At 68.5% G+C, this 22,227-nt stretch carries 23 protein-coding genes and 1 pseudogene; 14 read left to right on the top strand and 10 right to left on the bottom strand.

Features of this window, described 5'->3' with window-relative positions:
- The 3 genes from A5646_RS18225 to A5646_RS18215 all read left to right on the top strand — a co-directional run.
- A partial coding sequence (locus tag A5646_RS18225; RefSeq protein WP_197497995.1) for an NAD(P)/FAD-dependent oxidoreductase occupies positions 1 to 414 on the top strand: 414 nt, incomplete at its 5' end.
- Positions 415 to 437: 23 nt separating this feature from the next.
- On the top strand, positions 438 to 1,004 hold the full coding sequence (locus A5646_RS18220; protein ID WP_066882268.1) for a DUF4389 domain-containing protein: 567 nt from the start codon (positions 438 to 440) through the stop codon (positions 1,002 to 1,004).
- Positions 1,001 to 1,627 (top strand): class I SAM-dependent methyltransferase, encoded by a 627-nt coding sequence (locus A5646_RS18215; RefSeq protein ID WP_066882267.1) that lies wholly within the window; start codon positions 1,001 to 1,003, stop codon positions 1,625 to 1,627. Before A5646_RS18220 ends, A5646_RS18215 begins: the two co-directional genes overlap by 4 nt.
- Here the strand turns inward: A5646_RS18215 and A5646_RS18210 are convergent.
- Both A5646_RS18210 and A5646_RS18205 read right to left on the bottom strand, forming a co-directional pair.
- Positions 1,614 to 4,118, bottom strand: a complete 2,505-nt coding sequence (locus tag A5646_RS18210) for an ABC transporter permease (protein ID WP_066882265.1) — start codon at positions 4,116 to 4,118, stop codon at positions 1,614 to 1,616. The two genes, A5646_RS18215 and A5646_RS18210, sit on opposite strands and share 14 nt — an antisense overlap.
- Positions 4,115 to 4,810 carry an ABC transporter ATP-binding protein gene (locus A5646_RS18205; protein WP_066860475.1) on the bottom strand — a complete coding sequence of 232 codons (696 nt, stop codon included), beginning with the start codon at positions 4,808 to 4,810 and terminating at the stop codon, positions 4,115 to 4,117. Before A5646_RS18205 ends, A5646_RS18210 begins: the two co-directional genes overlap by 4 nt.
- A gap of 80 nt (positions 4,811 to 4,890) precedes the next feature.
- On the opposite strand from A5646_RS18205, the gene A5646_RS18200 reads away from it, so the two are divergent.
- From A5646_RS18200 to A5646_RS18180, 5 genes are read left to right on the top strand one after another with little or no spacing between them, the layout of a single operon-like run.
- On the top strand, positions 4,891 to 6,633 hold the full coding sequence (locus A5646_RS18200) for a thiamine pyrophosphate-binding protein (RefSeq protein ID WP_231998355.1): 1,743 nt from the start codon (positions 4,891 to 4,893) through the stop codon (positions 6,631 to 6,633).
- Entirely contained in the window at positions 6,614 to 7,261 is a 648-nt protein-coding gene (locus A5646_RS18195) for a hypothetical protein (RefSeq protein ID WP_066882261.1), read from the top strand. Before A5646_RS18200 ends, A5646_RS18195 begins: the two co-directional genes overlap by 20 nt.
- A gap of 7 nt (positions 7,262 to 7,268) precedes the next feature.
- On the top strand, positions 7,269 to 8,288 hold the full coding sequence (locus tag A5646_RS18190) for a 3-oxoacyl-ACP synthase III family protein (RefSeq protein ID WP_067023174.1): 1,020 nt from the start codon (positions 7,269 to 7,271) through the stop codon (positions 8,286 to 8,288).
- Entirely contained in the window at positions 8,288 to 9,349 is a 1,062-nt protein-coding gene (locus tag A5646_RS18185; RefSeq protein WP_067023171.1) for a histidinol-phosphate transaminase, read from the top strand. The genes A5646_RS18190 and A5646_RS18185 overlap by 1 nt, the downstream gene beginning before the upstream one ends.
- Before the next feature lie 8 nt (positions 9,350 to 9,357).
- Complete coding sequence (locus A5646_RS18180) at positions 9,358 to 9,864, top strand: MarR family winged helix-turn-helix transcriptional regulator (RefSeq protein ID WP_066860458.1); 507 nt, start codon at positions 9,358 to 9,360, stop codon at positions 9,862 to 9,864.
- Positions 9,865 to 9,876: 12 nt separating this feature from the next.
- On the opposite strand, the gene mmsB is transcribed toward A5646_RS18180, so the two are convergent.
- From mmsB to A5646_RS18165, 3 genes are read right to left on the bottom strand one after another with little or no spacing between them, the layout of a single operon-like run.
- Positions 9,877 to 10,761: a 3-hydroxyisobutyrate dehydrogenase gene (gene mmsB, locus A5646_RS18175; protein ID WP_066882255.1), complete on the bottom strand. Its 885-nt coding sequence runs from the start codon at positions 10,759 to 10,761 to the stop codon at positions 9,877 to 9,879.
- Positions 10,762 to 10,774: 13 nt separating this feature from the next.
- Positions 10,775 to 11,941: an acyl-CoA dehydrogenase family protein gene (locus A5646_RS18170; RefSeq protein ID WP_067023169.1), complete on the bottom strand. Its 1,167-nt coding sequence runs from the start codon at positions 11,939 to 11,941 to the stop codon at positions 10,775 to 10,777.
- 14 nt (positions 11,942 to 11,955) lie between these two features.
- Positions 11,956 to 13,476, bottom strand: coding sequence for a CoA-acylating methylmalonate-semialdehyde dehydrogenase (locus A5646_RS18165; RefSeq protein WP_066860448.1), 1,521 nt, complete (start codon positions 13,474 to 13,476; stop codon positions 11,956 to 11,958).
- A gap of 102 nt (positions 13,477 to 13,578) precedes the next feature.
- Here A5646_RS18165 and A5646_RS18160 point away from each other — a divergent pair, with 102 nt between their 5' ends.
- Genes A5646_RS18160 through A5646_RS28295 form a run of 6 tightly spaced genes read left to right on the top strand, consistent with a single transcriptional unit; the run spans position 13,579 to position 18,081 of the window.
- The gene (locus A5646_RS18160) at positions 13,579 to 15,009 is read left to right on the top strand and encodes an NAD(P)-binding protein (protein ID WP_067023166.1); all 1,431 of its coding nucleotides are present in this window, start codon (positions 13,579 to 13,581) and stop codon (positions 15,007 to 15,009) included.
- 33 nt (positions 15,010 to 15,042) lie between these two features.
- Complete coding sequence (locus A5646_RS18155) at positions 15,043 to 15,594, top strand: RNA polymerase sigma factor (protein WP_067023164.1); 552 nt, start codon at positions 15,043 to 15,045, stop codon at positions 15,592 to 15,594.
- Positions 15,591 to 16,298, top strand: coding sequence for a Rieske (2Fe-2S) protein (locus tag A5646_RS18150; RefSeq protein ID WP_067023161.1), 708 nt, complete (start codon positions 15,591 to 15,593; stop codon positions 16,296 to 16,298). The genes A5646_RS18155 and A5646_RS18150 overlap by 4 nt, the downstream gene beginning before the upstream one ends.
- A gap of 42 nt (positions 16,299 to 16,340) precedes the next feature.
- Complete coding sequence (locus A5646_RS18145; protein ID WP_156749176.1) at positions 16,341 to 16,727, top strand: cupredoxin family copper-binding protein; 387 nt, start codon at positions 16,341 to 16,343, stop codon at positions 16,725 to 16,727.
- Positions 16,724 to 17,653: a metallophosphoesterase gene (locus tag A5646_RS18140; RefSeq protein ID WP_066880441.1), complete on the top strand. Its 930-nt coding sequence runs from the start codon at positions 16,724 to 16,726 to the stop codon at positions 17,651 to 17,653. Before A5646_RS18145 ends, A5646_RS18140 begins: the two co-directional genes overlap by 4 nt.
- A complete protein-coding gene (locus A5646_RS28295) occupies positions 17,650 to 18,081 on the top strand; it encodes a hypothetical protein (RefSeq protein ID WP_082984776.1) in 432 nt (143 codons plus the stop codon). The genes A5646_RS18140 and A5646_RS28295 overlap by 4 nt, the downstream gene beginning before the upstream one ends.
- On the opposite strand, the gene A5646_RS18130 is transcribed toward A5646_RS28295, so the two are convergent.
- From A5646_RS18130 to A5646_RS18110, 5 genes and pseudogenes are all read right to left on the bottom strand, one after another.
- Positions 17,975 to 19,120 (bottom strand): acyltransferase, encoded by a 1,146-nt coding sequence (locus A5646_RS18130; protein ID WP_067023153.1) that lies wholly within the window; start codon positions 19,118 to 19,120, stop codon positions 17,975 to 17,977. The two genes, A5646_RS28295 and A5646_RS18130, sit on opposite strands and share 107 nt — an antisense overlap.
- 78 nt (positions 19,121 to 19,198) lie before the next feature.
- Positions 19,199 to 19,807, bottom strand: a complete 609-nt coding sequence (rfbC, locus tag A5646_RS18125; protein WP_067023150.1) for a dTDP-4-dehydrorhamnose 3,5-epimerase — start codon at positions 19,805 to 19,807, stop codon at positions 19,199 to 19,201.
- 1 nt (position 19,808) lies between these two features.
- Positions 19,809 to 20,804, bottom strand: coding sequence for a dTDP-glucose 4,6-dehydratase (gene rfbB / locus A5646_RS18120; RefSeq protein WP_067023147.1), 996 nt, complete (start codon positions 20,802 to 20,804; stop codon positions 19,809 to 19,811).
- Positions 20,805 to 20,830: 26 nt separating this feature from the next.
- A complete protein-coding gene (locus A5646_RS18115) occupies positions 20,831 to 21,697 on the bottom strand; it encodes an LLM class F420-dependent oxidoreductase (protein ID WP_066880442.1) in 867 nt (288 codons plus the stop codon).
- Between the two features lie 19 nt (positions 21,698 to 21,716).
- Positions 21,717 to 22,227, bottom strand: a pseudogene (locus A5646_RS18110) (LLM class F420-dependent oxidoreductase); the annotation flags it as partial.

Raw genomic sequence — 22,227 nt, 5'->3', positions numbered from 1 at the left:
TTCCGCCATCCGATCCCGCGTGCGGGCCAAGGCCCGGTCACCCTGCTCGGCGACGCCGCGCACACGATGCCGCCCACCCTGGCTCAGGGCACCAACCAGGCGTTGCTCGACACCATGGTGCTGTGCGGGGCACTGGCGGGCGTGCGTCGTGCGACAAACGTTCGCGGCGAAGATGTTTCGCGTGCGTTGCGGTCCTACGAGAAGACCCGGCGCCGGCGGGTCATGGCCGTGTCGTGGGCGGCGTCGTTGCCGGTGTCGCATGGTGAGCGCGTGCTCAGACCGGCAGCCCTGATCTCGGACCGGCTGCAGACCTCGGCGCTGACGACGTTTCTGCGCTTGACGAGCCATCGCCGGATGTCCGCTCAAATCAGCCGAAACTTGGGGGTAGTGGCGAAGATCCCGTCGAGCCCGTGAACGAACCGGCCGAATCCGTAAGGGTGCGAGGCGATTTCGACTTGCCCTCGCGCTGGCTCTGGCTGTTGAAGTGGTGCGTGCTGGCCCTGCCGCACTACCCGATCCTGATCCTGCTCTACCTGGTGTATCCGCTCTCGACCGTGGCCGCGGGCGTAGTGATCCTGTGCACCGGGCGGTATCCGCGGCCGCTCTTCGAGTTCAACGTCGGGGTGCTGCGCTGGTCGTGGCGCGTGATGAACTACCGATTCCCGATGAACAGCACGGACAAGTACCCGCCGTTCACCCTTGCGTCCCGGCCCGACTACCCCGGAGACCTTACCGTCGACTACCCGGACCGGCTGAAAAACTGGGCGGTGCTGGTGAAGTGGCTGCTGGCGATCCCGCAGGTCCTGCTGTGCTGGTCGATGGAGGCGCCGCTACAGGTGCTCTGCGTCATCTCCGCGGTGGCGCTGTTGTGCACCGGAACCATCCCGCAGGGCATGTTCGATCTGCTGATGGGCATGGTGCGCTGGCGCTACCGGGTGGCGGTGTACGTGTCGTTGATGCGCGACGAATATCCGCCGTTCCGAATGGATCTGGGCGGCCGATGACGCTCCGGCAATTCCTGTTCCTGCATGTGTACCGGGTCGGCCAGCCGGTTTTCGACCGGTTGTTCTACCACCGGTATCGGCGGGCCGCCCTGAGCAACGCGACCGGCCGGCTGTTGATGCTCGGCCTGGGGCCGGGAACAGACCTGAAGTTTCTGCCCGCGGCGGTGACGTCGGTCGCCGCGGTGGAACCCGAGGCGACGTTTCGGCGGATGGCCAGGCGGCTCGCGCAACGCCGTGGCATCGCGGTGGACCTCGTCGAGGGCGTCGGTGAAGCGATTCCGTTCCCGGACAACGCTTTCGATTCCGTGCATATCGGGCTGGTGTTGTGCTCGGTCGACGACGTGGCCGCGACCCTGCGCGAGATCCGGCGGGTCCTCGTCCCCGGGGGCCGGCTCGTCGTCCTCGAGCACGTGCGCGGAGACGGCGCGACGGGCCGGTTCCAGGACCTGATCGCCCGGCCCTGGTCGTGGCTGGCGGGCGGTTGCGAGCCGAACCGGCGAACCCGCGACGCGATCGCCGCGGCCGGATTCGACACCACCGGGCTACGCAGCGTTCCGCGAACGCCGGTGCCCTTCCCGTGCAAACCCCATCTGCAGGGATTCGCCATCCTCACTCGACGCTGACCGCCTCGATGATGGACAGGTGCGCCGCACGCCGTGCCGGTGGCACCGAGCCGAGCAGGCTGATCGCGAGCGCACCGAGCGTGAAGGCCAGCGCGAGCGGACTCAGGCGAAAGCCGACCTCGAAGTTCATGATGTCCCGGCTGATGCGGCTGAACAGCCACTGGTCGGTCAGTCCGAGCGCAAGCCCCAAAACGCCCCCCACCACACCGATTCCGGCCGCCTCGGCCAGGACCATCCGCAAGGTGAATCGCCGACTGGAACCCATTGCCCGCAGCACGCCGATCTCGCGGCGGCGTTCGATCACCGACAGCGTCAACGTGTTGAGCAGTGCGACCGCGGCCACCGTCACGACGATGATCCACACCGCGTTGGCGATGAACATGCTCTGATGCAGGGGGGCCTGCAGCCCCGCCAGCGCCGCGGCACCGTCGTACACGTGGTTCGGCGCGGGCACCGCCGCGCGGACCGCGGCCACCAGGCGTTGCCGGTTCACCTTCGGCGCGGCGACGACCTGCAGCGTCGTCGCCGCCGGGCGATCGAACCACGCCCGCAGGTGATCCAGGTCGATCCCGACCGTGCCGATGACCGTCGAGAAGAACGGCACCAGGGCCAGCACGGTCGCCTCCCGTGCGCCGTGCGGCGTCTGCAGCCGCAGGGGCTCACCGGCCCGCAGGTGCAGGATCGCGCCCAGATTCTGGGTGAGCACCACGCCCCGGCCGGCGAGCACCTCGGAGCGCACTCGTTCGTCGAGCGCTCCGAACAGCGCATCGTTGCTGCCGGTGGCGAACCCGTCGAGCAGCACCCGGGTGCCGCCGACGACGGCGAATCCGAACGCGCCCTCGGTCACTCGCGCCACCCCTGGAAGCGCGGCGATCTTGCCGGAAAGGCCTTGTGGCAGAGCGTCGGTGGGGTAACTGTCCGGGGGATCTGCGCTCACCCAGACGTCGGTGTCGGCGACCGGCGCGAAGATGCTACGGGCCGACCGGATCATGTCGGCGTTCGTACCGGTGATCACGACGGTGGTGAGCACCCCGATGAGCACGGTCATCACCGTCGCCCACACGCGCCGCGGCGCGCGTTGGATCGTCGCCGCCGCGAGCGCTCCGAACGATCCGAACGTGCGCGCCGTCGCCGCCGCGGCGTTGACGATGGGCCTGGTGAGCGCGAAGCCCAGGGCGATCTGCGCGCCCAACAGGGCGGCCATCGCGACGACGGCGTAGCTGCCGCGCTGGCCGGTGACGAGCACCGCCGCCACCGCGATCACCGCAACGGCGCCGACCCCACAGGCGACGCGCAACCACCGTGGCACGACGTCGGCCGCCGAGGCGCCGACCGGGGCCAGCGCCTCGATGGGCGAAACCTTGTACACCTGGCGCGCCGCCATCGCCGAGGCCGCCACGCTGGTGAGCACCGTCACCGCGAGCGCCAGCGGTAGCGCATAGCCGGGCAGCCAGTACTCGACGCGGGCTTCGAGCCCTTGCGTCACCGCCGGGGGCAACCGGCGAATCGCGATGTGGGCCGCCACAATTCCCAACGCGGACCCGACGGCCCCGCCGATCAGGCCGAGAACCGCGGCCTCCGCGAGCATGTCGCCGACGATGGCGACGCGCCGGCCGCCGATGGCGCGCAGCATCGAGATGACGGGCCGGCGCTGGGTGATCGCCATCGTCATCGTGGTGTAGATCAAAAACGCGCCGACCACCAACGCCACCGCGGCGCCCAGCAGGGCCATGTAGTTCATCAGCTTGACCCCGTCACCGGCGCGGGCCGCCCGGAAGCTGGGGGCCGCCACGATCGCGCGACCGTTCACCGCGCCGGTGACCGCGGCGCGAACGGCTCCGAGGTCGGCGCCGGGCTTGGTGGTGATCAGTATCGAGTCGAGTTGGCCGGTGCGGCCGGCGGCGTGCTGCGCCAAGGCGAGTGGGGCGAGCACGTAGTGCCCGCCGTTGAGGTTCGCGTATTGCTTGCCCGCGAGCACGTCGGTGACCGTGACCGAGGCCGAACCCAGTTGGAACGCCTGGCCTTTCGCGTAGCCGACCCGCGGCCCGACCTGAACGCCGGACGGCGTCGCGGACAGCGCCTGCACGGGTCGGGACACCGCGTCTGTCAACGCCCCGCCGAGGGCGGCGGTGCTCGCATCGGCGCCCAGCAGCAGCACGGGCCCCGACGGCGTGGTCGCCGACGTTCGAATCATCGGCGCCGCGGTCGCCACGCCCGGGACCGCGGCCACCTCGGCCAGGATCGAGTCGGGGAATCCGGCGTCGGTGATGCCCGACACCTCGAGCGCCGCGACGCCCGCGATCCCGTCGGCCAGCCGGCTCACCGACCCGGTGATCGACCCGAAGATGCCGAATACCGCCACCAAATACGCTGCCGATACCGCCATTACGGAGATCGACGCGACCGTGCGGCGCCTGTGTACGGTGAGCTCGCGCAGGCTGAAGACCCGCAGCCTGCTCGCCGTGGCCGTGATCGCCGATCCGGGTTTCACCCGGCGCCCGCCAGCACGTCGGAGCCGACCCGACCGTCCTGCAAGGTGATCACCCGGTCGGTGGCCGCGGCCGCGTCGGCGTTGTGGGTCACCATCACCACCAGCCGGCCCGCAGCGTCCTCGTGCGCCACCTCGGCCAACAGCGCCAAAATGGACGCCCCCGTGGCGGAGTCCAGGTTTCCGGTGGGCTCGTCGGCGAGAATCAGCGGCGGGTTCATCATCAACGCGCGCGCCACCGCGACCCGTTGCATCTGACCGCCGGACAGTTCGGCCGGGCGGTGCCCGGTCCGGTCGCCGAGCCCGACGCGATCCAGCAGTCGGATCGCCTCCGGTTTGGCGGCGCCCAGCCGGACCCCGTCGAGCAGCTTGGGAATGGCCACGTTCTCCCACGCCGACAGCGTCGGCAACAGGTTGAAGAACTGAAAGATGAAGCCCACCCGGTGATGGCGAAACCGCGACTGTTGCTCGTCGCCGAGTCGCCCGATCTCCTCGCCGTCGAACGCGATCGTTCCCGAATCGGGGGAATCCAGGGCCCCGAGCAGGTGCAGCAGCGTGCTTTTCCCGGCCCCCGAGGGCCCGACGACCGACACGAACTGCCCGTCCGCCAGCCACAGGCTGACCTCGTCGAGCGCCCGCACCGTCTGACCGCCGACCCGGTACTCGCGCACCACGTTGCGCAGTTCGATGGTCATCTCAACACCACGATGGTGACCGGTGAACGGTTCATGGACGAGCAATGAACCGACCGAGTGCCTACCTCGTTCCTTCAGGCATGCCCGGCAGGTACCGGGTGGCCGACCACATCGTCGGGCACCTCGCGGCAATCGGAGTCGACCACCTCTTCGGTGTGGACGGCGCCAACATCGAGGACGTGTACGACGCCGCGCACTTCCGCCCCGGCATCGACGCCGTGCTGGCCAAGCACGAGTTCTCCGCGGCCACCATGGCCGACGGGTACAGCCGCAGCGGGGCCGGGCTGGGCGTGGTGGCCGCGACCTCGGGTGGCGCAGCGCTGAACCTGGTTGCCGGGCTGGGCGAGTCGCTGGCCAGCCGGGTGCCGGTGCTGGCGTTGGTCGGCCAGCCCGCCGCCGCGATGGACGGTCAGGGCAGCTTCCAGGACACCAGTGGCGTCAACGGGTCGCCGAACGCCGAGGCGTTGTTCTCGGCGGTGTCGCTGTTCTGCCGCCGGCTGCGTACGCCCGCCGACATCGTCGCGCTGCTGCCCCGGGCGATCGCCGCGGCACGTTGCGGCGGCCCGGCGGTTCTGTTGCTGCCCAAGGATATTCAGCAGGCGACCCTGGACTGCGCGCAGAATGGGCGGCCGGTCGAGGGCCCGCGTCCCATCGGCAATCCGGACTCGATCGCCGAAATGCTGCGCGACGCCAGCGGCCCGGTGACCATCATCGTCGGCGAGCAGGTCGCCCGCGACGACGCCCGCGCCGAGCTCGAAGCCCTGCGGGCGGTGCTGCGGGCGCGGGTGGCCACCGTGCCCGACGCCAAAGACGTCGCCGGCACACCCGGCCTCGGATCGTCGTCCGCGCTCGGGGTGACCGGCGTCATGGGCCACCCGGGCGTGGCTGAAGCGGTGGCCGGCAGCGCCGTGTGCCTGGTCGTGGGCACGCGCCTGTCGGTCACCGCGCGCACCGGGCTGGACGACGCTCTGGCGGCGGTGCCGACGGTCTCGCTCGGGTCGGCGCCGCCCTATGTGGCATGCCCGCACGTGCACACCGACGACCTGCGCGGCTCGCTGCGCATGCTGACCCAGGCGCTGTCCGGTCCGGGACGGCCCGCCAAGGTGCGGGTGCCGGGCCCGCTGCGGCCCACCGAGCTGACGCCGCCGCCCTGCGCGGGACCGGGCCTGCGGTACCGCGACGCCATGGCGGTGCTGGACCGCGTCCTGCCCGACGGGGCCGACATCGTGGTCGACGCCGGCAACACCGGCGCCGCCGCGATTCACTACCTGCCGGCACGCCGCGGCGGCAGGTTCGTCGTCGCGCTCGGCATGGGCGGCATGGGCTACAGCTTCGGGGCAGGGATCGGAATGTCGTTCGGCCGCAACAACAGTGGCCGGCCCGGCGGCCGTACCGTCGTGATCGCCGGTGACGGCGCATTCTTCATGCACGGCATGGAAGTGCACACCGCCGTGCAATATCGATTACCGATGACCTTCGTCCTGTTCAACAACAACGCGCACGCCATGTGCGTGACCCGTGAGCAGTTGTTCTATGACGACCTGTACAGCTACAACCGTTTTCGTCCCAGCCGGCTGGGGGCCGGGCTGGCGGCGATGTTCCCGGGCTTGACGTCGGTGGACGTCAACGACGTCGATGGATTCGCGGTGGCCATGGGCGCCGCGCTCGGCATCGACGGTCCGGCGGTGGTCAGCGTCGAGTGCGACGCCGACGAGATCCCGCCGTTTGCGCCGTTTCTCGCGGCTACGCACGTCAAACGCGCTGCCGCGGAGCAGATTTCGCGTGTTAAGGAGAACCAGACCAATGTCGCCGCCAGCGCTTGAGGATATCCCCGACCTGATCGATGGCGTCACCCGCATCGAAACCAGCCCCAGGGAGAAGGCCACGCCGATCATCATGGACATGATGCGGTCGGTATACCCGCACGATGAGGTCTTCGGACAGTATTGCACCGTCAACGATTACATCGACTGCCCACCCGACGAGCTGTACGAGTACATGGCCGACACCCGCAGTCTGGAGGAGTGGACCTACAGCCTGCGCGGCTTCACACCCACGGACGAACCCGGGCTGTGGCTGGCCCACGACCGGCTGGGCTCGGAAACCAAGATCTACACCCGCACCGTCGCCAACGCGCAGGCCCGGACCGTGGATTACCACTGCGCCTGGGACCAGGGCAAGCACCTGTGGATGATCTACCTGATGCGCGTCGTCGACGCGGCGACGGTCCTCGACAAGCCGGGATCGGTTGTGCTGTGGACGAATTGCCACCACCCATTCTATGATCACAACCCGTATCCCGAGACCGCGCCCGCCCAGCGCCCGGTGTGGGTCGGCGACTTCTGGGACATGTTCGGCGCCGGCCATCTGCTGGAGCTGCGCAACCTCAAGGCGATCGCCGAGTACCGCCACCGCAACGGGCTGCCGGTGACGCCCGTCTGGATGAGGTGAGCGGGCCATGGGTGGCCCAAGCGTCAGCCTGGTCGACGTCTCCACGTACCTGCCGGGTGAGCCGATCCCCGCCCACTATTACGCGCAATTCGCCGAATCCGACGACCTGCGCGACAATGTGATGTTCCGCGCGCCGAAGTTCCGCCATCACGTCGCCGCGGACGAGAGTTCCATCGACATGATCGAACGCGCCGCCCAGGGCCTGATCGACCGGCACGGGCACGACGCCGTCGCAGGCGCCGACGTGCTGATCACCCACACCCAGGTGCCCGACATGGCGTTCTACGGCCAGGGCGGTGGCATCGCGCACCGGCTGGGCATGCGACCGTCCTGGGTGCTCGACCTGAACAACGGCGGCTGCGCCGCATTCGTGTTGGCGCTCAACGTGGCTCGCAAACTGCTGGCCGCGGGCGAAGGGCACACCGCGCTGATCGCGATCGCGCAAAACGCGGCCGGCCAGTTCTTCGATCAGCCGACGATTCGCCGCAAGGCGCAGTCCGCGGTGCCCGGCGACGGCGCCGCGGTGGGGCTGGTCACGGTGGGCGGCCACTCACCCATCCTGGACATCGAGTGCCGCACCTACGGCGAGTACGCGGGTGAAATGACGCTGTCCTACGACCCGCCCCGCAAGTGGTGGCAGGCCGGTCCCGGCGAGGGCAGCATCGGTTTCACCGAAAGCAAGATCACCAAGGTGCTGGCCCGCGGCAACCGGCAGGTCCCCGAGGTGGCGCTGGCGGTGTGCGATCGAATCGGCCTGGCCGCCAAGGACATCGACCTGCTGGTCACCAACCAGCCCAATCGGGCGTTCCTGCGCAACTGGCGTGACGCGCTCGAGGTGCCGAAATCAAGACACCGTGACACGTTCGACGAGTGCGGCAACCTGTTCGGCGCCGGCATCCCGATCAACCTGGACCGCGCCGTCTCCGGTGGTCAGCTCGCGGCCGGGGACGTGGTGATGATGGCGGCGTTCGCGCATGCCGGCGACTTCGCCGGCGCGGCCGCGGTGCGCTGGGGTGGTCGAGGCTGATGCACGCGGTGCCGGGCCTGATGGACGGCGAGATCCGCGAAGCGCTGCCCAACGCGGTGGATCCGTTTGCCTTGTCGCTCAACGAGAATCCGTTTCCCCCGCTACCGGCGGTCCGTGCCGCGCTGATCCGGTCCGTTCGCGCGGCGAACCGGTATCCGGAGTTCCTGCCGGAACGGCTGCGCGACGTGATCGCCGCGCACATCGGTGTGCCCGCCGACCGGGTGGTGCTGGGTGCGGGGGCGACCGGCGTCGTGCTGCAGGCGCTGCGCGCGCTGACGTCGCCGGGTGACACGATGGCGATGGCATCGCCGACGTTCGACGGCTATCCGATCGTCGCGCAGATGGCGCGGCTCAATCCGTCACTCGTGCCGCTGGACGAGCGCGGCCACAACGACCTCGACGCGCTGGCCGACGCGGCCGCGCTGGCCCGCGTGGTGGTGGTGTGCCGGCCGCACAACCCGACCGGCACCATCGAGCCCAGGGCCGCCGTTTTCCGGTTTCTCCGCCGGGTGCCGCGCGACACCGTGGTGCTGCTCGACGAGGCCTATATCGAGTTCACCGCCGTCGAGCACCGTTTCGACGTGGCGGCGTTGGTCGCGCGTTTCCCCCACGTGGTGGTGGTGCGGACGTTCTCCAAGGCCTACGGGCTGGCGGGGCTGCGGATCGGCTACGGGGTGGCGTCGACGGAGCTGGCCCGGACGCTGTGGTCCCAGCAGCTGCCGTTCGGCATCGCGATCACCAGCTTGCTCGCGGTCGCGGCGTCGTATCACGCGGAAGATGAACTGCTGCGCCGGATCCGGTTGATCACCGCCGAACGCCGCCATCTGCGGAACCGCCTGAGCGCGATGGGGATCCACACCACCGACGCGCACGCGAATTTCATGTATCTGCCGTCCGGCGACGGGCGGTATCGGTCGTGGCGTGAGGTTTTCGGCGACAGCGGGCCGCGGGTGCGGTACTACGCGGACGGTGGCGCGCGGATCACCGTGGGCAGCCGAGCGTCGACGACGGCGGTGCTCTCGGCGTTGGGAAAGGCCACACCCGGGCGCCAAGTGCGGTAAGAAGGGGCGTGGCGCAATCACAACCGGAAAAGCGTGATCCGATCGCCGCGGCGCGGGCCAACTGGGAGCGCGCCGGGTGGGGCGACGTGGCACCGGGCATGGTGGCGGTGACCTCGGTGATGCGCGCGCACCAGATCCTGCTGGCGCGGGTCGAGACGGCGCTGCGCCCCTACGACCTGAGCTTCTCCCGGTATGAACTGCTGCGGCTGTTGGCATTCAGCCGGACCGGGGCGCTGCCCATCACCAAGGCCTCCGACCGGTTGCAGGTCCACGTCACCAGCGTGACCCACGCGATCCGTCGGCTGGAGGCCGACGGGCTGGTGCAACGGGTGCCGCACCCCACCGACGGGCGCACCACGCTGGTGGCGATCACCGACCTGGGCCGCTCCACGGTCGAGGACGCCACCGTCACCCTCAACAAGCAGGTGTTCGCCGACATCGGGATGACCGACACGGAATCGCAGAACCTGGCGGCGTGCATTGAAACGTTGCGGCGCAACGCGGGTGACTTCTGAGCCCGGCGGTTCTCAGCTGCCGCGCAACATCTCGATGACCGCGCTGAAGTCCTTTTCGGGGTGGTCGGCGGCGAATTTCGCATAGATCTCGGCGGCGTGGGTACCCAGCGGCGCCGCCGCACCGCTGGACGACACCGCGTCCATCGCCAGGCCCAGGTCCTTGTTCATCAACGCGGTGGCGAAGCCCGGCTTGAAGTCGTTGTTGGCCGGCGACGTCGGAACCGGCCCCGGCACCGGGCAATTGGTGTGCACGGCCCAGCAGTTGCCGGTCGCCCCGGTGATGACGTCGAACAGGGACTGCGCGGACAGCCCGAGCTTCTCGGCCAGGATGAACGCCTCGCCGATCGCGATCTGCTGGACCGCCAGCACCATGTTGTTGCACACCTTGGCGGCCTGGCCGGCCCCGGCCGCGCCGCAGTGAATGATCTTGCCCGCCATGGGTTCCAGCACCGGCCGCGCACGCTGCAGCGCGGCCTCGTCGCCGCCCACCATGAAGGCCAGCGTGCCGGCGACGGCACCCTTCACCCCGCCGGAGACGGGCGCGTCGAGCTGCGCGACGCCGTTGGACTCCGCCAGCGCATGCACCTCGCGGGCATCGTTGACCGAGATCGTCGAGCTGTCGATGAACAGAGCGCCGGGTCGCGCGGCCGGCAGGATCTCCGCGTAACAGCGTTTGACCAGCTCCCCGTTGGGCAGCATGGTGATGACGACGTCCGACCCGGCCACCGCGTCGGTGGCGCTGCCGAACCCGGTGACGCCGGCCTCCGTCGCCGCGGACAGCGCGGCGGGCACCGGATCGAAGCCGCGCACCGCGTGTTTGGCCGCAACAAGATTCGTCGCCATCGGCCCACCCATGTGGCCCAGGCCCAGGAAGGCCACCGTCAGGTGTTCGGTCATCTGAAAGACCCTTCTATGCGGTTGCGCGAACCCGTGCGGCTTCGGCCCGGCCGATGACCACCCGCATGATCTCGTTGGTCCCTTCCAGGATTCGGTGCACCCGCAGGTCGCGCACGATCTTTTCCAGACCATACTCGCGCAGGTAGCCGTAGCCGCCGTGTAGCTGCAGGGCTTTGTCGGCGACCTCGAAGCAGGTGTCGGTGACGTAGCGCTTGGCCATCGCGCACAGCTCGACCTTGTCGGGATCGTCCTCGTCCAGCGCATTGGCCGCCCGCCACAACATCATTCGCGATGTCTCGAGGCCGGTGGCCATGTCGGCCAGGGTGAACCTGATGGTCGGCTCGTCGAGCAGGGACGACCCGAACGCTTGGCGATCGCGGACATAGGCCCCGGCCTTGTCGGCGGCGGCCTGGGCGCCGCCGAGCGAACACGCGGCGATGTTGAGCCGACCGCCGTTGAGCCCGTTCATCGCGATGCCGAACCCGGCGCCCTCGCCGTCGGCGCCGCCCAGCATCGCCTCGGCCGGCACCCGGACGCCTTCCAGGATCACCTGGGCGGTGGGCTGGGCGTGCCAGCCCATCTTCTCCTCGAGCGAGCCGAAACTCAGCCCCGCAGTGCCCTTTTCGATCACGAAGGCCGAGATGCCGCGCGGGCCGTCGCTGCCGGTCCTGGCCATCACCACGTAGACGTCCGAGGCGCCCGCGCCCGAGATGAACTGCTTGACGCCGTCCAGCACATAGTCGCCACCCTGTTTGACGGCGCGGGTGCTCAGCGCGCTGGCGTCGGACCCGGCGCCGGGCTCGGTGAGGCAGTAACTGGCGATGACGTCCATCGACGCCAGCCGCGGAACCCAATCCTTGCGCTGCTCGGCGGTGCCGAAGGTGTCGATCATCCACGCGCACATGTTGTGAATGGACAGGAACGCGGCGGTGGTCGGGTCGGCGATGGCCAGCTGCTCGAAGATGCGGACCCCGTCGAGGCGGCGCAGTCCGCTGCCACCGACATCGTCACGACAGTAGATCGCCGCCATGCCGAGTTCGGCGGATTCGCGCAGCACGTCGATCGGAAAATGTTTGGCCGCATCCCATTCCAGGGCGTGCGGGGCGAGGCGCTTGGCGGCGAACGCGGCGGCCGTCTCGGTGATCACCCGTTCGTCGTCGTTGAGGGTAAAAGAAGCCATGAGAAACAGCCGGCCTAATCCATTGTGGGAATGACGAACTCGGCGCCGTCCTTGATGCCGGACGGCCACCGCGACGTCACGGTCTTGGTCTTGGTGTAGAACATGATCGACGAGGGGCCGTGCTGGTTGAGGTCGCCGAAACCGGACCGCTTCCAACCGCCGAAGGTGTGGTAGGCCACCGGCACCGGGATCGGCACGTTGACCCCGACCATGCCGACCTGCACGCGCGAGACGAAGTCGCGGGCGGCGTCGCCGTCGCGGGTGAAAACCGCCACGCCGTTGCCGTATTCGTGCTCCGACGGCAGCCGCAGCGCCTCTTCGTAATCGTGCGCGCGCACGATGCACAGCACGGGCCCGAAGATCTCGTCGGTGTAGATCGACATGTCGGGGGTGACGTGGTCGAACAGGGTGGGACCGATGAAGAAGCCGCCCTCGAGGTTGGCGTCGCCGAACGTCAGGTCGTCGCTGGCGCGGTCGCGGCCGTCGATCACCAGCTCGGCACCCGCGTCGACCCCCTGGGCGATGTAGTCGCGCACCCGTGCCACGGCCGCTTCGGTCACCAGCGGTCCGTAGTCGGCCTTGGGGTCCAGGCTGTGGCCCACGCGCAGGTTGTTGATCCGCTCGATGAGCCGGGCGCGCAGCCGGTCGGCGGTCTTGTCCCCGACCGGGACCGCGACGCTGATCGCCATGCACCGCTCGCCGGCGCTGCCGTAGCCGGCGCCGATCAGGGCGTCGACGGCTTGGTCCAGGTCGGCGTCGGGCATCACGATCATGTGATTCTTGGCGCCGCCGAAGCACTGTGAGCGCTTGCCGGTGGCCGCGGCCCCGGCGTAGATGTACTGGGCGATATCGGAGCTGCCGACGAACCCGACGGCCTGGATGTCGGGGTGGTTCAGGATGGCGTCGACGGCCTCCTTGTCGCCGTGCACGACCTGGAACACGCCCGGGGGCAGGCCCGCTTCCAGAAAGAGCTCGGCCAGCCGAACCGGCACCGACGGGTCGCGCTCGCTGGGCTTGAGCACGAACGCGTTGCCGCAGGCCAGCGCCGGGCCGGCCTTCCACAGCGGAATCATCGCCGGGAAGTTGAACGGGGTGATGCCGGCGACCACGCCCAGCGGCTGGCGCAGCGAGTAGACGTCGATGCCGGGCCCGGCGCCCTCGCTGTACTCGCCCTTGAGCAGGTGGGGGATGCCGATGCAGAACTCGATGACCTCGATGCCGCGCTGGATGTCGCCCTTGGCGTCGGCCAGCGTCTTGCCGTGCTCGCGCGACAGCAGCTCGGCCAGCTCGTCGTTGTGGGCGTTGACCAGCTCGATGAAGCGCATCATGACACGCGCGCGCCGCTGCGGATTGGTTGCGGCCCAACCCTTTTGGGCCTCGACGGCCGAGGCGACCGCGGCATCGATGTCGGCCTGGCCGGCCATCGGCACCGTGGCCTGGACGCTCCCGGTGCTCGGGTCGAAGACGTCAGCGCTGCGGCCGGACCGGCCGGCGGTGCGCTGCCCATCGATGAAGTGCGGAATCTGTGTGGTCATGGGGCCCTCGGGTGTGGTTGAGCGCTTAAGCGGATACTTGGATATCCTAGTAACCCGGTTCGGGCCTTGGCAAGGTGGTCGCCGGTCTAGCCTGAGGGCGGTATGCGCACCATCGAGGCCGACTACCTGGTGGTCGGGGCGGGCGCCATGGGCATGGCGTTCATCGACACGCTGGTCTCCGAGACGGAGGCCCGCGTGGTGGTGGTGGACCGCCAGCACGCGCCCGGTGGGCACTGGACCATGGCCTACCCGTTCGTGCGGTTGCATCAGCCCTCGGCCTTCTACGGCGTCAACTCGTCGCGGCTCGGCAGTGACACCATCGACCAAGTGGGTTGGAACCACGGGCTTTACGAGTTGGCGACCGCCGGCGAAATCTGCGCCTACTACGACCGCATCATGCGCCGCGAGTGGTTGCCGACCGGGCGGGTCAGCTACTTCCCGATGAGCGAATACCTCGGCCAATACGGTGGGCAAGGCCGGTTCCGCACGCTGGCCGGCGCCGATTACACCGTCGACGTGACGCGCCGCGTCGTCGACGCCACCTACATGCGGGTCACGGTCCCGGCGATGCGCCGCCCCCCGTACCAGGTCGCCGACGGCGTCGCGTGCGTCGCGCCCAACGACCTGCCCCGGCTCGGCGGGTACGAGCGCTACGTCGTCGTCGGGGCCGGCAAGACCGGAATCGACACCTGCCTGTGGCTGCTCGGTCACGGGATCGAACCGGACCGGCTGACCTGGATCGTGCCCCGCGATTCCTGGCTGCTGGACCGCGAAACCATGCAGCCCGGCTCGCTGTTCGCCGACAAGCTCAAGGCCAGCTTCACCGCCCAACTGCGCGCGATCAACGACGCCGCCTCGGCGCGGGATCTGTTCGCGCGTCTCGAAGACGCCGGCGTGCTGTTGCGGATCGATCCGGCGATCCGGCCCGCCATGTATCGCTGCGCGACCGTCACCCGGCTCGAGCTCGAGCAACTGCGGCGCATCACCGACGTGGTGCGCCTGGGTCACCTCCTGCGGATCGACGCGGGCAGGCTGACGCTCGACGGCGGCACCGTGGCGGTCAGCGGCGACGAACTGTACATCGATTGCACCGCGGACGGCGCCGAAAAGCGGCCCGCTACACCGATTTTCGACATCGGGACCATCACGCTGCAAAGCGTGCGCGGCTGCCAGCAGATCTTCTCCGCGGCGCTGATCGCCCACGTCGAGGCCGCATACCGTGACGACACCGTGAAAAACGATCTCTGCGTGCCCCTGCCGCATCCGGACACCGACCTCGATTGGTTGCGGCTGGCGCTGGCCGACTACACCAATCAGTTGCGCTGGTTCGACGACCCGGAGCTGATGTCGTGGCTGTCTGCGGCGCGCCTGGACCTGTTCGGCCATCTGATCGGCCACCTGCTGCCGTCGGCGTCGGCGAAGCCGCGGGTGCGCGAGCGGATACTGAGCATCGCCAAATCCGTGTTCTCGGCCACCGCCACCAAGCTCGACCAGCTCGTGGCCGCCGAGGCCGCACTCGCTGCGCCCGTGTAACCCGAGTCGCTATTCATCGGGTGAAGGAGGCATGTGGCGGCAAGAAACGAGCCCGTCGGCCCGCGACCCCTGCGCGCGGTGCCCGAGGACGGCCATGACGCCGGCTACCCGAGCTGGGAAGCCGTGTACTCCGACAACGCGACCTGGGTGTACCGCACGCTGTTCGCGCGCGTCGGAAACCAGACCGACGCCGAGGACCTCACCGCCGAGGTGTTCCTGGCGGCGCTGCGGCCGTTGCGGCTGACCGCGAGCGTCGCCGAGGTGCGCGCGTACCTGCGGGCGACGGCCAGGACAGTGCTGGCCGCACACTGGCGCGAGACGCTGGGGCGCGAGATAACCTCGATCGAGGACATCGAACAACCAGCCGAGGGCCAGGACGCCATCAGTACCGCGCCGCAGCGGGTTGCCCGGGTTCTGGACAACCTGCCGGACCGCTACCGCCGGATTCTGGAATCGCGTTTCCTGCAGGGCCATTCGATCAAGGAGTCAGCCGCGGAACTCGGGATCAGCGTGGCCAATGCCAAGGTGCTCCAGCACCGCGCCCTGCGGCTGGCGGCCCAGGTCAACGATGGGGGCCAGCCATGAATGCGCGAGGGTTGCGACGTTATGTCGACGATCTGTTGCGGGGGCGCCGGCCCCGGCCGTTCGCGCCCGACGACTTCGAGGCGGCTCAGCTGCGCACGGCGATCGAGCTGCGCGCGGCGCGCGAGGGTGGTGACGCGCCCCGCCAGGAATTCCTGACCGACCTGCGCCGGCGCCTCGCCGAGCAAATGTCCGGTGCGCCAACGGAACCGGCGCCGGACCGTCGCAGCACGCGCCGCCAGGTGATCGTCGGTACGTCGGCCGCCGCGACGGCGGCGGTCGCCGCGGTGTCCGTCGATCGCGCCCTGATCCTCGGCCGCGGCGGCGACGGTCACGGTCCCGAAGTCGCGGCCGGGCAACTCACGCCCAACGAGGGCAGCTGGCAGCGCGTGGCGGCCAGCTCTGATGTGCCCGACGGCGTCATGCACGCCTTCGACCTCGGCTCGGTGACCGGATTCGTCCGCCGGGTCGCGGGCGAAGTCCAGGCCGTCTCGGGAGTGTGCACGCATCAGGGTTGCAAGCTGTGGTTCGACGCACCCGGCGACACGCTGCGCTGCCCGTGCCACACCACGTCGTTTTCGCCCACCGGCCAGGTGATCGCCCATCAATTGCCGATAGCGCCAAAGCCCTTGCCGGCATTGATGGTTCGCGAGGCCAACGGCGGCATCGAGGTGTTCGCCCCGCCGCGTGCCGAGCGGCCGGCCTGAGCGGTGTAACCCGCCGCCATATCTCTGGGCATGGATGTCCCCATGCTTCGAAGATGTTTGGCGATCGTGCCGGCCGCGGGCGTGTTGGCATTGGCCGGTTGCTCCCAGTCCCGGCCGGTGGCGAACACCGCGGCGCCCACGACCGAGGTGTCGATCACCGCGCCGGCGGCTCCCGTGCGCGGCAATGAGGTCACCATCGACGGCTTCGCGTTCCAACCCGCCTCGTTGACCGTCACCGCCGGGACCACCGTCACGTGGACCAACCGCGACGAAGAACCCCACACGGTGGCCGCAAGCGACGGCTCGTTTCACTCACCCGGCATGGGCACCGGGGCGACCTTCACCCACACCTTCGCCGCCGCAGGGACTTTCGACTACGTCTGCTCGATCCATCCGATGATGCGCGGCACCGTGGTGGTGACGGGATGAGTGAGCATGCGAACGGCATGACCCGCCGCCAGCTCATCCGGCACACGGCCTGGTTCGGGGCGGCGGTCGGGTTCGCGGTGGCCGGCGGTGAGGTCATCTCGCATGCCGCCGGCGACGCCAAGGCTGCGCACGCGGCGGGACGGCCCACCCTGCGATTCGCCCAGATCAGCGACAGCCACCTCGGTTTCACCGGAGCACCCAACCCGGATGTCACCTCGACGTTCGGCCACGCGATCGATCAGGTCAACAACCTCGGATACACACCGGATTTCGTCATCCACACCGGCGACCTCACCCACCTGTCCAGCCCGGAACAGTTCGACCAGGTGAAGCAGATGATGAGCGGCCTCAAGACGCCGCACGTGCTGACCGTGCCCGGGGAGCACGACTCGATCGACGACGCGGGGCAGAAGTACCGAAACGCGTTCGGCGCCGGCTCGATCGGCGACGGGTGGTACAGCCTCGACATCGCCGGCGTGCACCTGATCGCGCTGGTCAATACCCTGAACCTGCACAAGCTCGGCCACCTGGGCGCCGATCAGCTGGAGTTCGTCAAGAAGGACGTCGCCCGCCTGTCCAGCGATACCCCCATCATCGTGTTCAGCCACATCCCGCTGTTCGCCATGTACCCGCAATGGGGCTGGGGCACCGACGACGCGACCCAGGCGCTGAGCTACCTGCGCCGCTTCTCCTCCGTCACCTGCCTCAACGGCCATGTCCACCAACTGTTTTCCAAGACCGAAGGCAACGTGACCTTCTACAGCGCAACCACCACCGCGTACCCACTGCCGCGACCGGGTGACGGGCCGGCGCCCAAGCCGGTCACGCTGCCCGCCGGCAAGCTGCGCGACGCGCTGGGCATCCGCGAGGTCAGCTACACCAGGGGAGAGACCGCCTTGGCCTTGAAGGAGCGGACGCTGCAATGAGTTTGGCGAACATCCTGGTGCGGCTCGGCCTCGCCGTGTCGCTGGCCGTCGCCGCCGCCAGCCACGCCTATCTCTATGTCCATGGCTACCAACACATTCCGATGATCGGCGCGGCATTCCTGGCGCAGGCCAGCGTGTCGTTCGCGCTCGCGCTGCTGATCCTGATCGGCGGGCCGGCCTGGCTGCGCTGGGCGGGCGCCGCGGTGGCGGGCGGCTCGCTGGTCGCGTTCGTTATGTCGCGCACCGTCGGGCTCTCCGGCTTCTTTGAGCGCGGCTGGGACCCGGCGCCGTACGCGGCCGTCAGCGTGACGGCCGAGGTGATCACGCTGGTGCTATGGGCGGGGAATCTGGCGATCGAGCATGACCGGCGATTTCGTCCGGCGGCTCGGGAGCGTGGGCCGTCGACTTCCGTCTCAGGCGGTGTTTGAGATGCCTGGCGGGGTTCTCGACCAGGAACCAGCTCGCTGCGGCCAGCGGCAGCGTGGCGATGGCCACCAGCGGGGTGAAGACCAGGGGACCCCACCGAAGCAGCCCGCAGATAGCAAGCACCTGCTGGATCGGGTAGGCGTAGATGTACGTGCCGTAGGAAAGATCGGTACGAAGCCGCAACCGTTCGTTCTGTATCAAAGAACCTGACACGATGATGGCATAGGCAAGTGGAATTGCCGCAACCACCCGGTAATCGGGCAGCGCGCCGGCTGCTATGACGATCACCACGCTGATCGCGACGAGCGACCACTTGGCGGGTATCACGTCTCGCCACTGATAAAGGAGCGCCCCGGCCGAGAACATGATGGCCGTGCGGCACGCCAAGAACATCAGGGCGATTCGCGGGTCGCCTTCGGGATGCGTCAACACCTCCGGGAACCTGATGGGTGGCAGCAGCGACGCCCCGGTGGTTGCCAGTACCAATATTACGGGAGAAACCCAGCGGTACTTGGCCAGTCCGACGATGCCGATGCCGGCGACGACGAGGTAGCAGAGAAGTTCCCAGACCAGCGACCACAGCGAACCATTCCACATGCCGGCGTTCGGAACTCCGCGCGGTGTGCCGCCGATATCGAATTTGACGAGCGCCACCGCACTGTTTTTCAAGACGTAATCGAACGGCGCCCCCGACGAGATGAGCCCCGACGCCGAACCACCTTGAATCTCCACGCTGAGTGGCGCGATGACGAACGCTGTCACCAGCAAGCACACGTAGAATCCGGGCAGGATCCGCAAGGCTCGCGCGGCGAGATACTCACCAATCCGCGGGTTGTTGAGCCAACTAGCCGTAATGAGAAAGCCTGAGATGGCGAAGAAACCGTCCACACCCACGCAAAGCAGAAGCTGCAGAACTAACCTGGCCGACGGCAGCGGCCCGGTGTCGGACAAGGTATGCCAAATGATGACCTCACCGGCAAGCGCGAGGCGCCATGCATTCAGTACATTGTTCCGCGGATCGAAAACCTGCCCGAGTTTCATGCGCCTCCCCGCCTAAAGCTACGGCGCGAGATTATTTCCCAACCCTGTCGCCGGAGCAAAGTCATTGTCATTGGACAATTATTTGTTGCGCAGCTGCCCGATGAACTTCTGTGTCTCCTCCCAGGTCGGCAAAAGCCCCGCGGCGTGGACTTCGTCGAAAGTGGGGGCCGCGGCATCCCGGTCGGACAATTTGGGTGCGGCGCCATTGACCAACGGCCAATCAATCGCCAACGCGCTATCAGTCGGGCAAATAGTGTGTTCGCGCTGCGGGTTGTATTCGGCCGAGCACAGATACATCACCGTCGAATTGTCTTGCAGCGCCAGGAAGCCGTGTGCTAAACCCTCGGAGATGTAAATCGTCCTGTGGTCCAGGTCGTCGAGTAGAACGGAATCCCACTGGCCGAACGTGGGTGAGCCCACGCGGATGTCGACCACCACATCGAAAACCGAGCCGGATACGCAGGTGACGTATTTGGCCTGGCTCGGCGGAACCTGGGCGAAGTGCAGACCGCGCAGCACGCCGGCGGACGACACTGAACAGTTGGCCTGCCGGACGTCCAGTCGGTGACCGGTAAAGCTGGTGAAGACGTGGTCGGTGAGCCACTCGAACAGCAGGCCCCGGGTGTCCCCGTGAAGGGTAGGAGTGATCTCCCAGGTCCCGGGTATGTCTAGTTCGCGAACCTTCATGTCACTGACCACGTCCTTCGTAGCGGGTTTCCGAAGCGTCTTTCAACGGACGCCACCACGATTCGTTCGCGCGATACCAGTCAATGGTGGCACGCAGACCCTCCTCGAAGTCGGTATGCTTTGGCGCCCAACATAATTCGTCATACAGTGTCGACGGGTCGATGGCGTAACGCAGATCGTGGCCGACGCGATCGGTGACGTGGTCGAAGTCGTCGGGCTCGCGGCCCATCATCTGCAGCAGCGTGCGCAGCACGGTCAGGTTGTCGCGCTCGCCTTCGGAGCTGATCAGGTAGGTGCGCCCGATCTCGCCGGAGTCCAGGATGCGGCGGACCGCGCTGTTGTGGTCGTCGACGTGGATCCAGTCGCGGACGTTGGCCCCGGTGCCGTACAACTTGGGCCGCCGGCCGGTGAGGACGTTGGTGATCTGGCGCGGGATGAACTTCTCCACGTGCTGATACGGCCCGTAGTTGTTGGAGCAGTTGGAGATCGTCGCGCGCACGCCGTAGGAGCGCACCCACGCCCGCACCAGCATGTCGGCGGCGGCCTTGGTCGCCGAATACGGGCTGGACGGGTTGTAGGGCGTCGCCTCGGTGAATCGCTGGGGGTCGTCGAGCTCCAGGTCGCCGTAGACCTCGTCGGTCGAGATGTGGTGCAGCCGCACGCCGTAACGCCGTACGGCCTCGAGAATGGTGAAGGTGCCGACGACGTTGGTGTGCAGGAACGGCTCGGGGCCCTCCAGCGCGTTGTCGACGTGGCTCTCCGCGGCGAAGTGCACCACCGCGTCGGATTCGGCGACCAACCGCGACACCAGCTCGGCGTCGGTGATGTCGCCGACCACCAGCTCGATCGAGTCCTCGACGTCGGCCAGCGACTCACGCCGACCCGCATAGGTCAGGGCGTCGAGCACCGTGACGGAATCCTCGGGGTGTTCGCGGACCGTGCTGTGCACGAAGTTGGCGCCGATGAATCCAGCGCCGCCGGTGACCAGTAACCGCATGCCCAAACCCTAACCGAGCCGATCGGTCAGTTTGCGCCAGTCAGCCCCAGAGCTCCGGCCAATTCGCTCAGCGCAGGTAGCAGCGTCTCCTCGTCGTGGGCGCCGAGCACCTGGATCGCCACGTGGTCGGCGCCGGCCTGCAGGTGTTCGCCCAGCCGCGCCGCGATGTCGTCGGGGGTGCCGTAGGCGACCACCGCGTCGATCAGCCTGTCGCTACCGGGTTTGCGCACGTCGGCCTCGGTGAAGCCCAGCCGCAGCCAGTTGTTCACGTAGTTGCTCAGGCCCAGGTAGAACTCGACCGTCTGGCGCCCGATCGCGCGCGCCCGCTCCGCGTCGGTGGTGAGCACCACCTTGTGTTCGGGCGCCAAATACACTGCCCCGCCGAGCAGTTCGCGCGCCTTCGCCGTGTGTTCGGGCGTCGTCAGGTAGGGATGGGCACCGGCGCTGCGCTGCGCCGCGAGCCGCAGCACCCGCGGGCCCAGCGCGGCGAGCACCCGCCGGCTGGTCGGCACCAGGGCGGCATCGAGTTCGTCGAGGTAGGAGACCAAGGCGTCGTACGGCTTGACGTATTCCTCGGTGTGTTCGGGGTGGCCCACCCCGACGCCCAGCAAAAACCTTCCCGGGTGCGCGCTTTCGATCCGCCGGAAGGACTCCGCGACGGCCCCGGCGGGCGCCGTCCAGATGTTGACGATCCCGGTGGCCAGTTGCAGCGACGTCGTCGCCGCCAGGGCCGGCTCGGCCCAGGACAGCTCGGCGTCCGGTGAGCCACCGATCCAGGCGGCGCCGTACCCCAGCGATTCGATGCCCGCCGCCAAATCCGCGGAGATGGATCGGGTGGGCAGCCACACGCCGAACCGGCCGAGTTCGGGCTTGAGTGAAACTCCCTCGGTCATCTGGGCTCCCCCTACGGTCTCAGGACTGCTTCAACCCCAGTGGCCCCGCCAGTTCGGCCAGCGCCGAGACCAGGTTTTCATCCTTTGTCAGGACCTGCACGGGGACGTGATCGGCGCCGGCGTCGAGGTGCTCGTTCAGCCGCGCCGCGATCTGGTCCACGGTGCCATACGCCACCACCGCGTCCACCAGGCGGTCGCTGCCGGGCCGGGTGACCTCGTCCTCGGTGAAACCCAGCCGCTTCCAGTTGTTTCGGTAGTTGGCGAGGTTGAAATAGATGTCGAGCGCCTTGCGGCCGACGGCCCGCGCCTTCTCGGCGTCGGTGGTCAGCACCACCTTGTGCTCGGGCGCCAGGAAGGCCGACGGCCCGATCAGCTCGCGGGCCCGCGCGTGCTCAAGCTGTCCGCGGAGCGCTCGGCCGGCGCGCACCCCTACCTGAGCACCCCCGAACACACCGCGCGGGCCCGCGAGCTGATCGGGCCGTCGGCCTTCCTGGCGCCCGAGCACAAGGTGGTGCTGACCACCGACGCCG

The sequence above is a fragment of the Mycobacterium sp. 1245499.0 genome (assembly GCF_001673615.1).
Taxonomy (GTDB): domain Bacteria; phylum Actinomycetota; class Actinomycetes; order Mycobacteriales; family Mycobacteriaceae; genus Mycobacterium; species Mycobacterium europaeum_A.
This window is presented reverse-complemented; position numbering and strand designations above follow the sequence as displayed.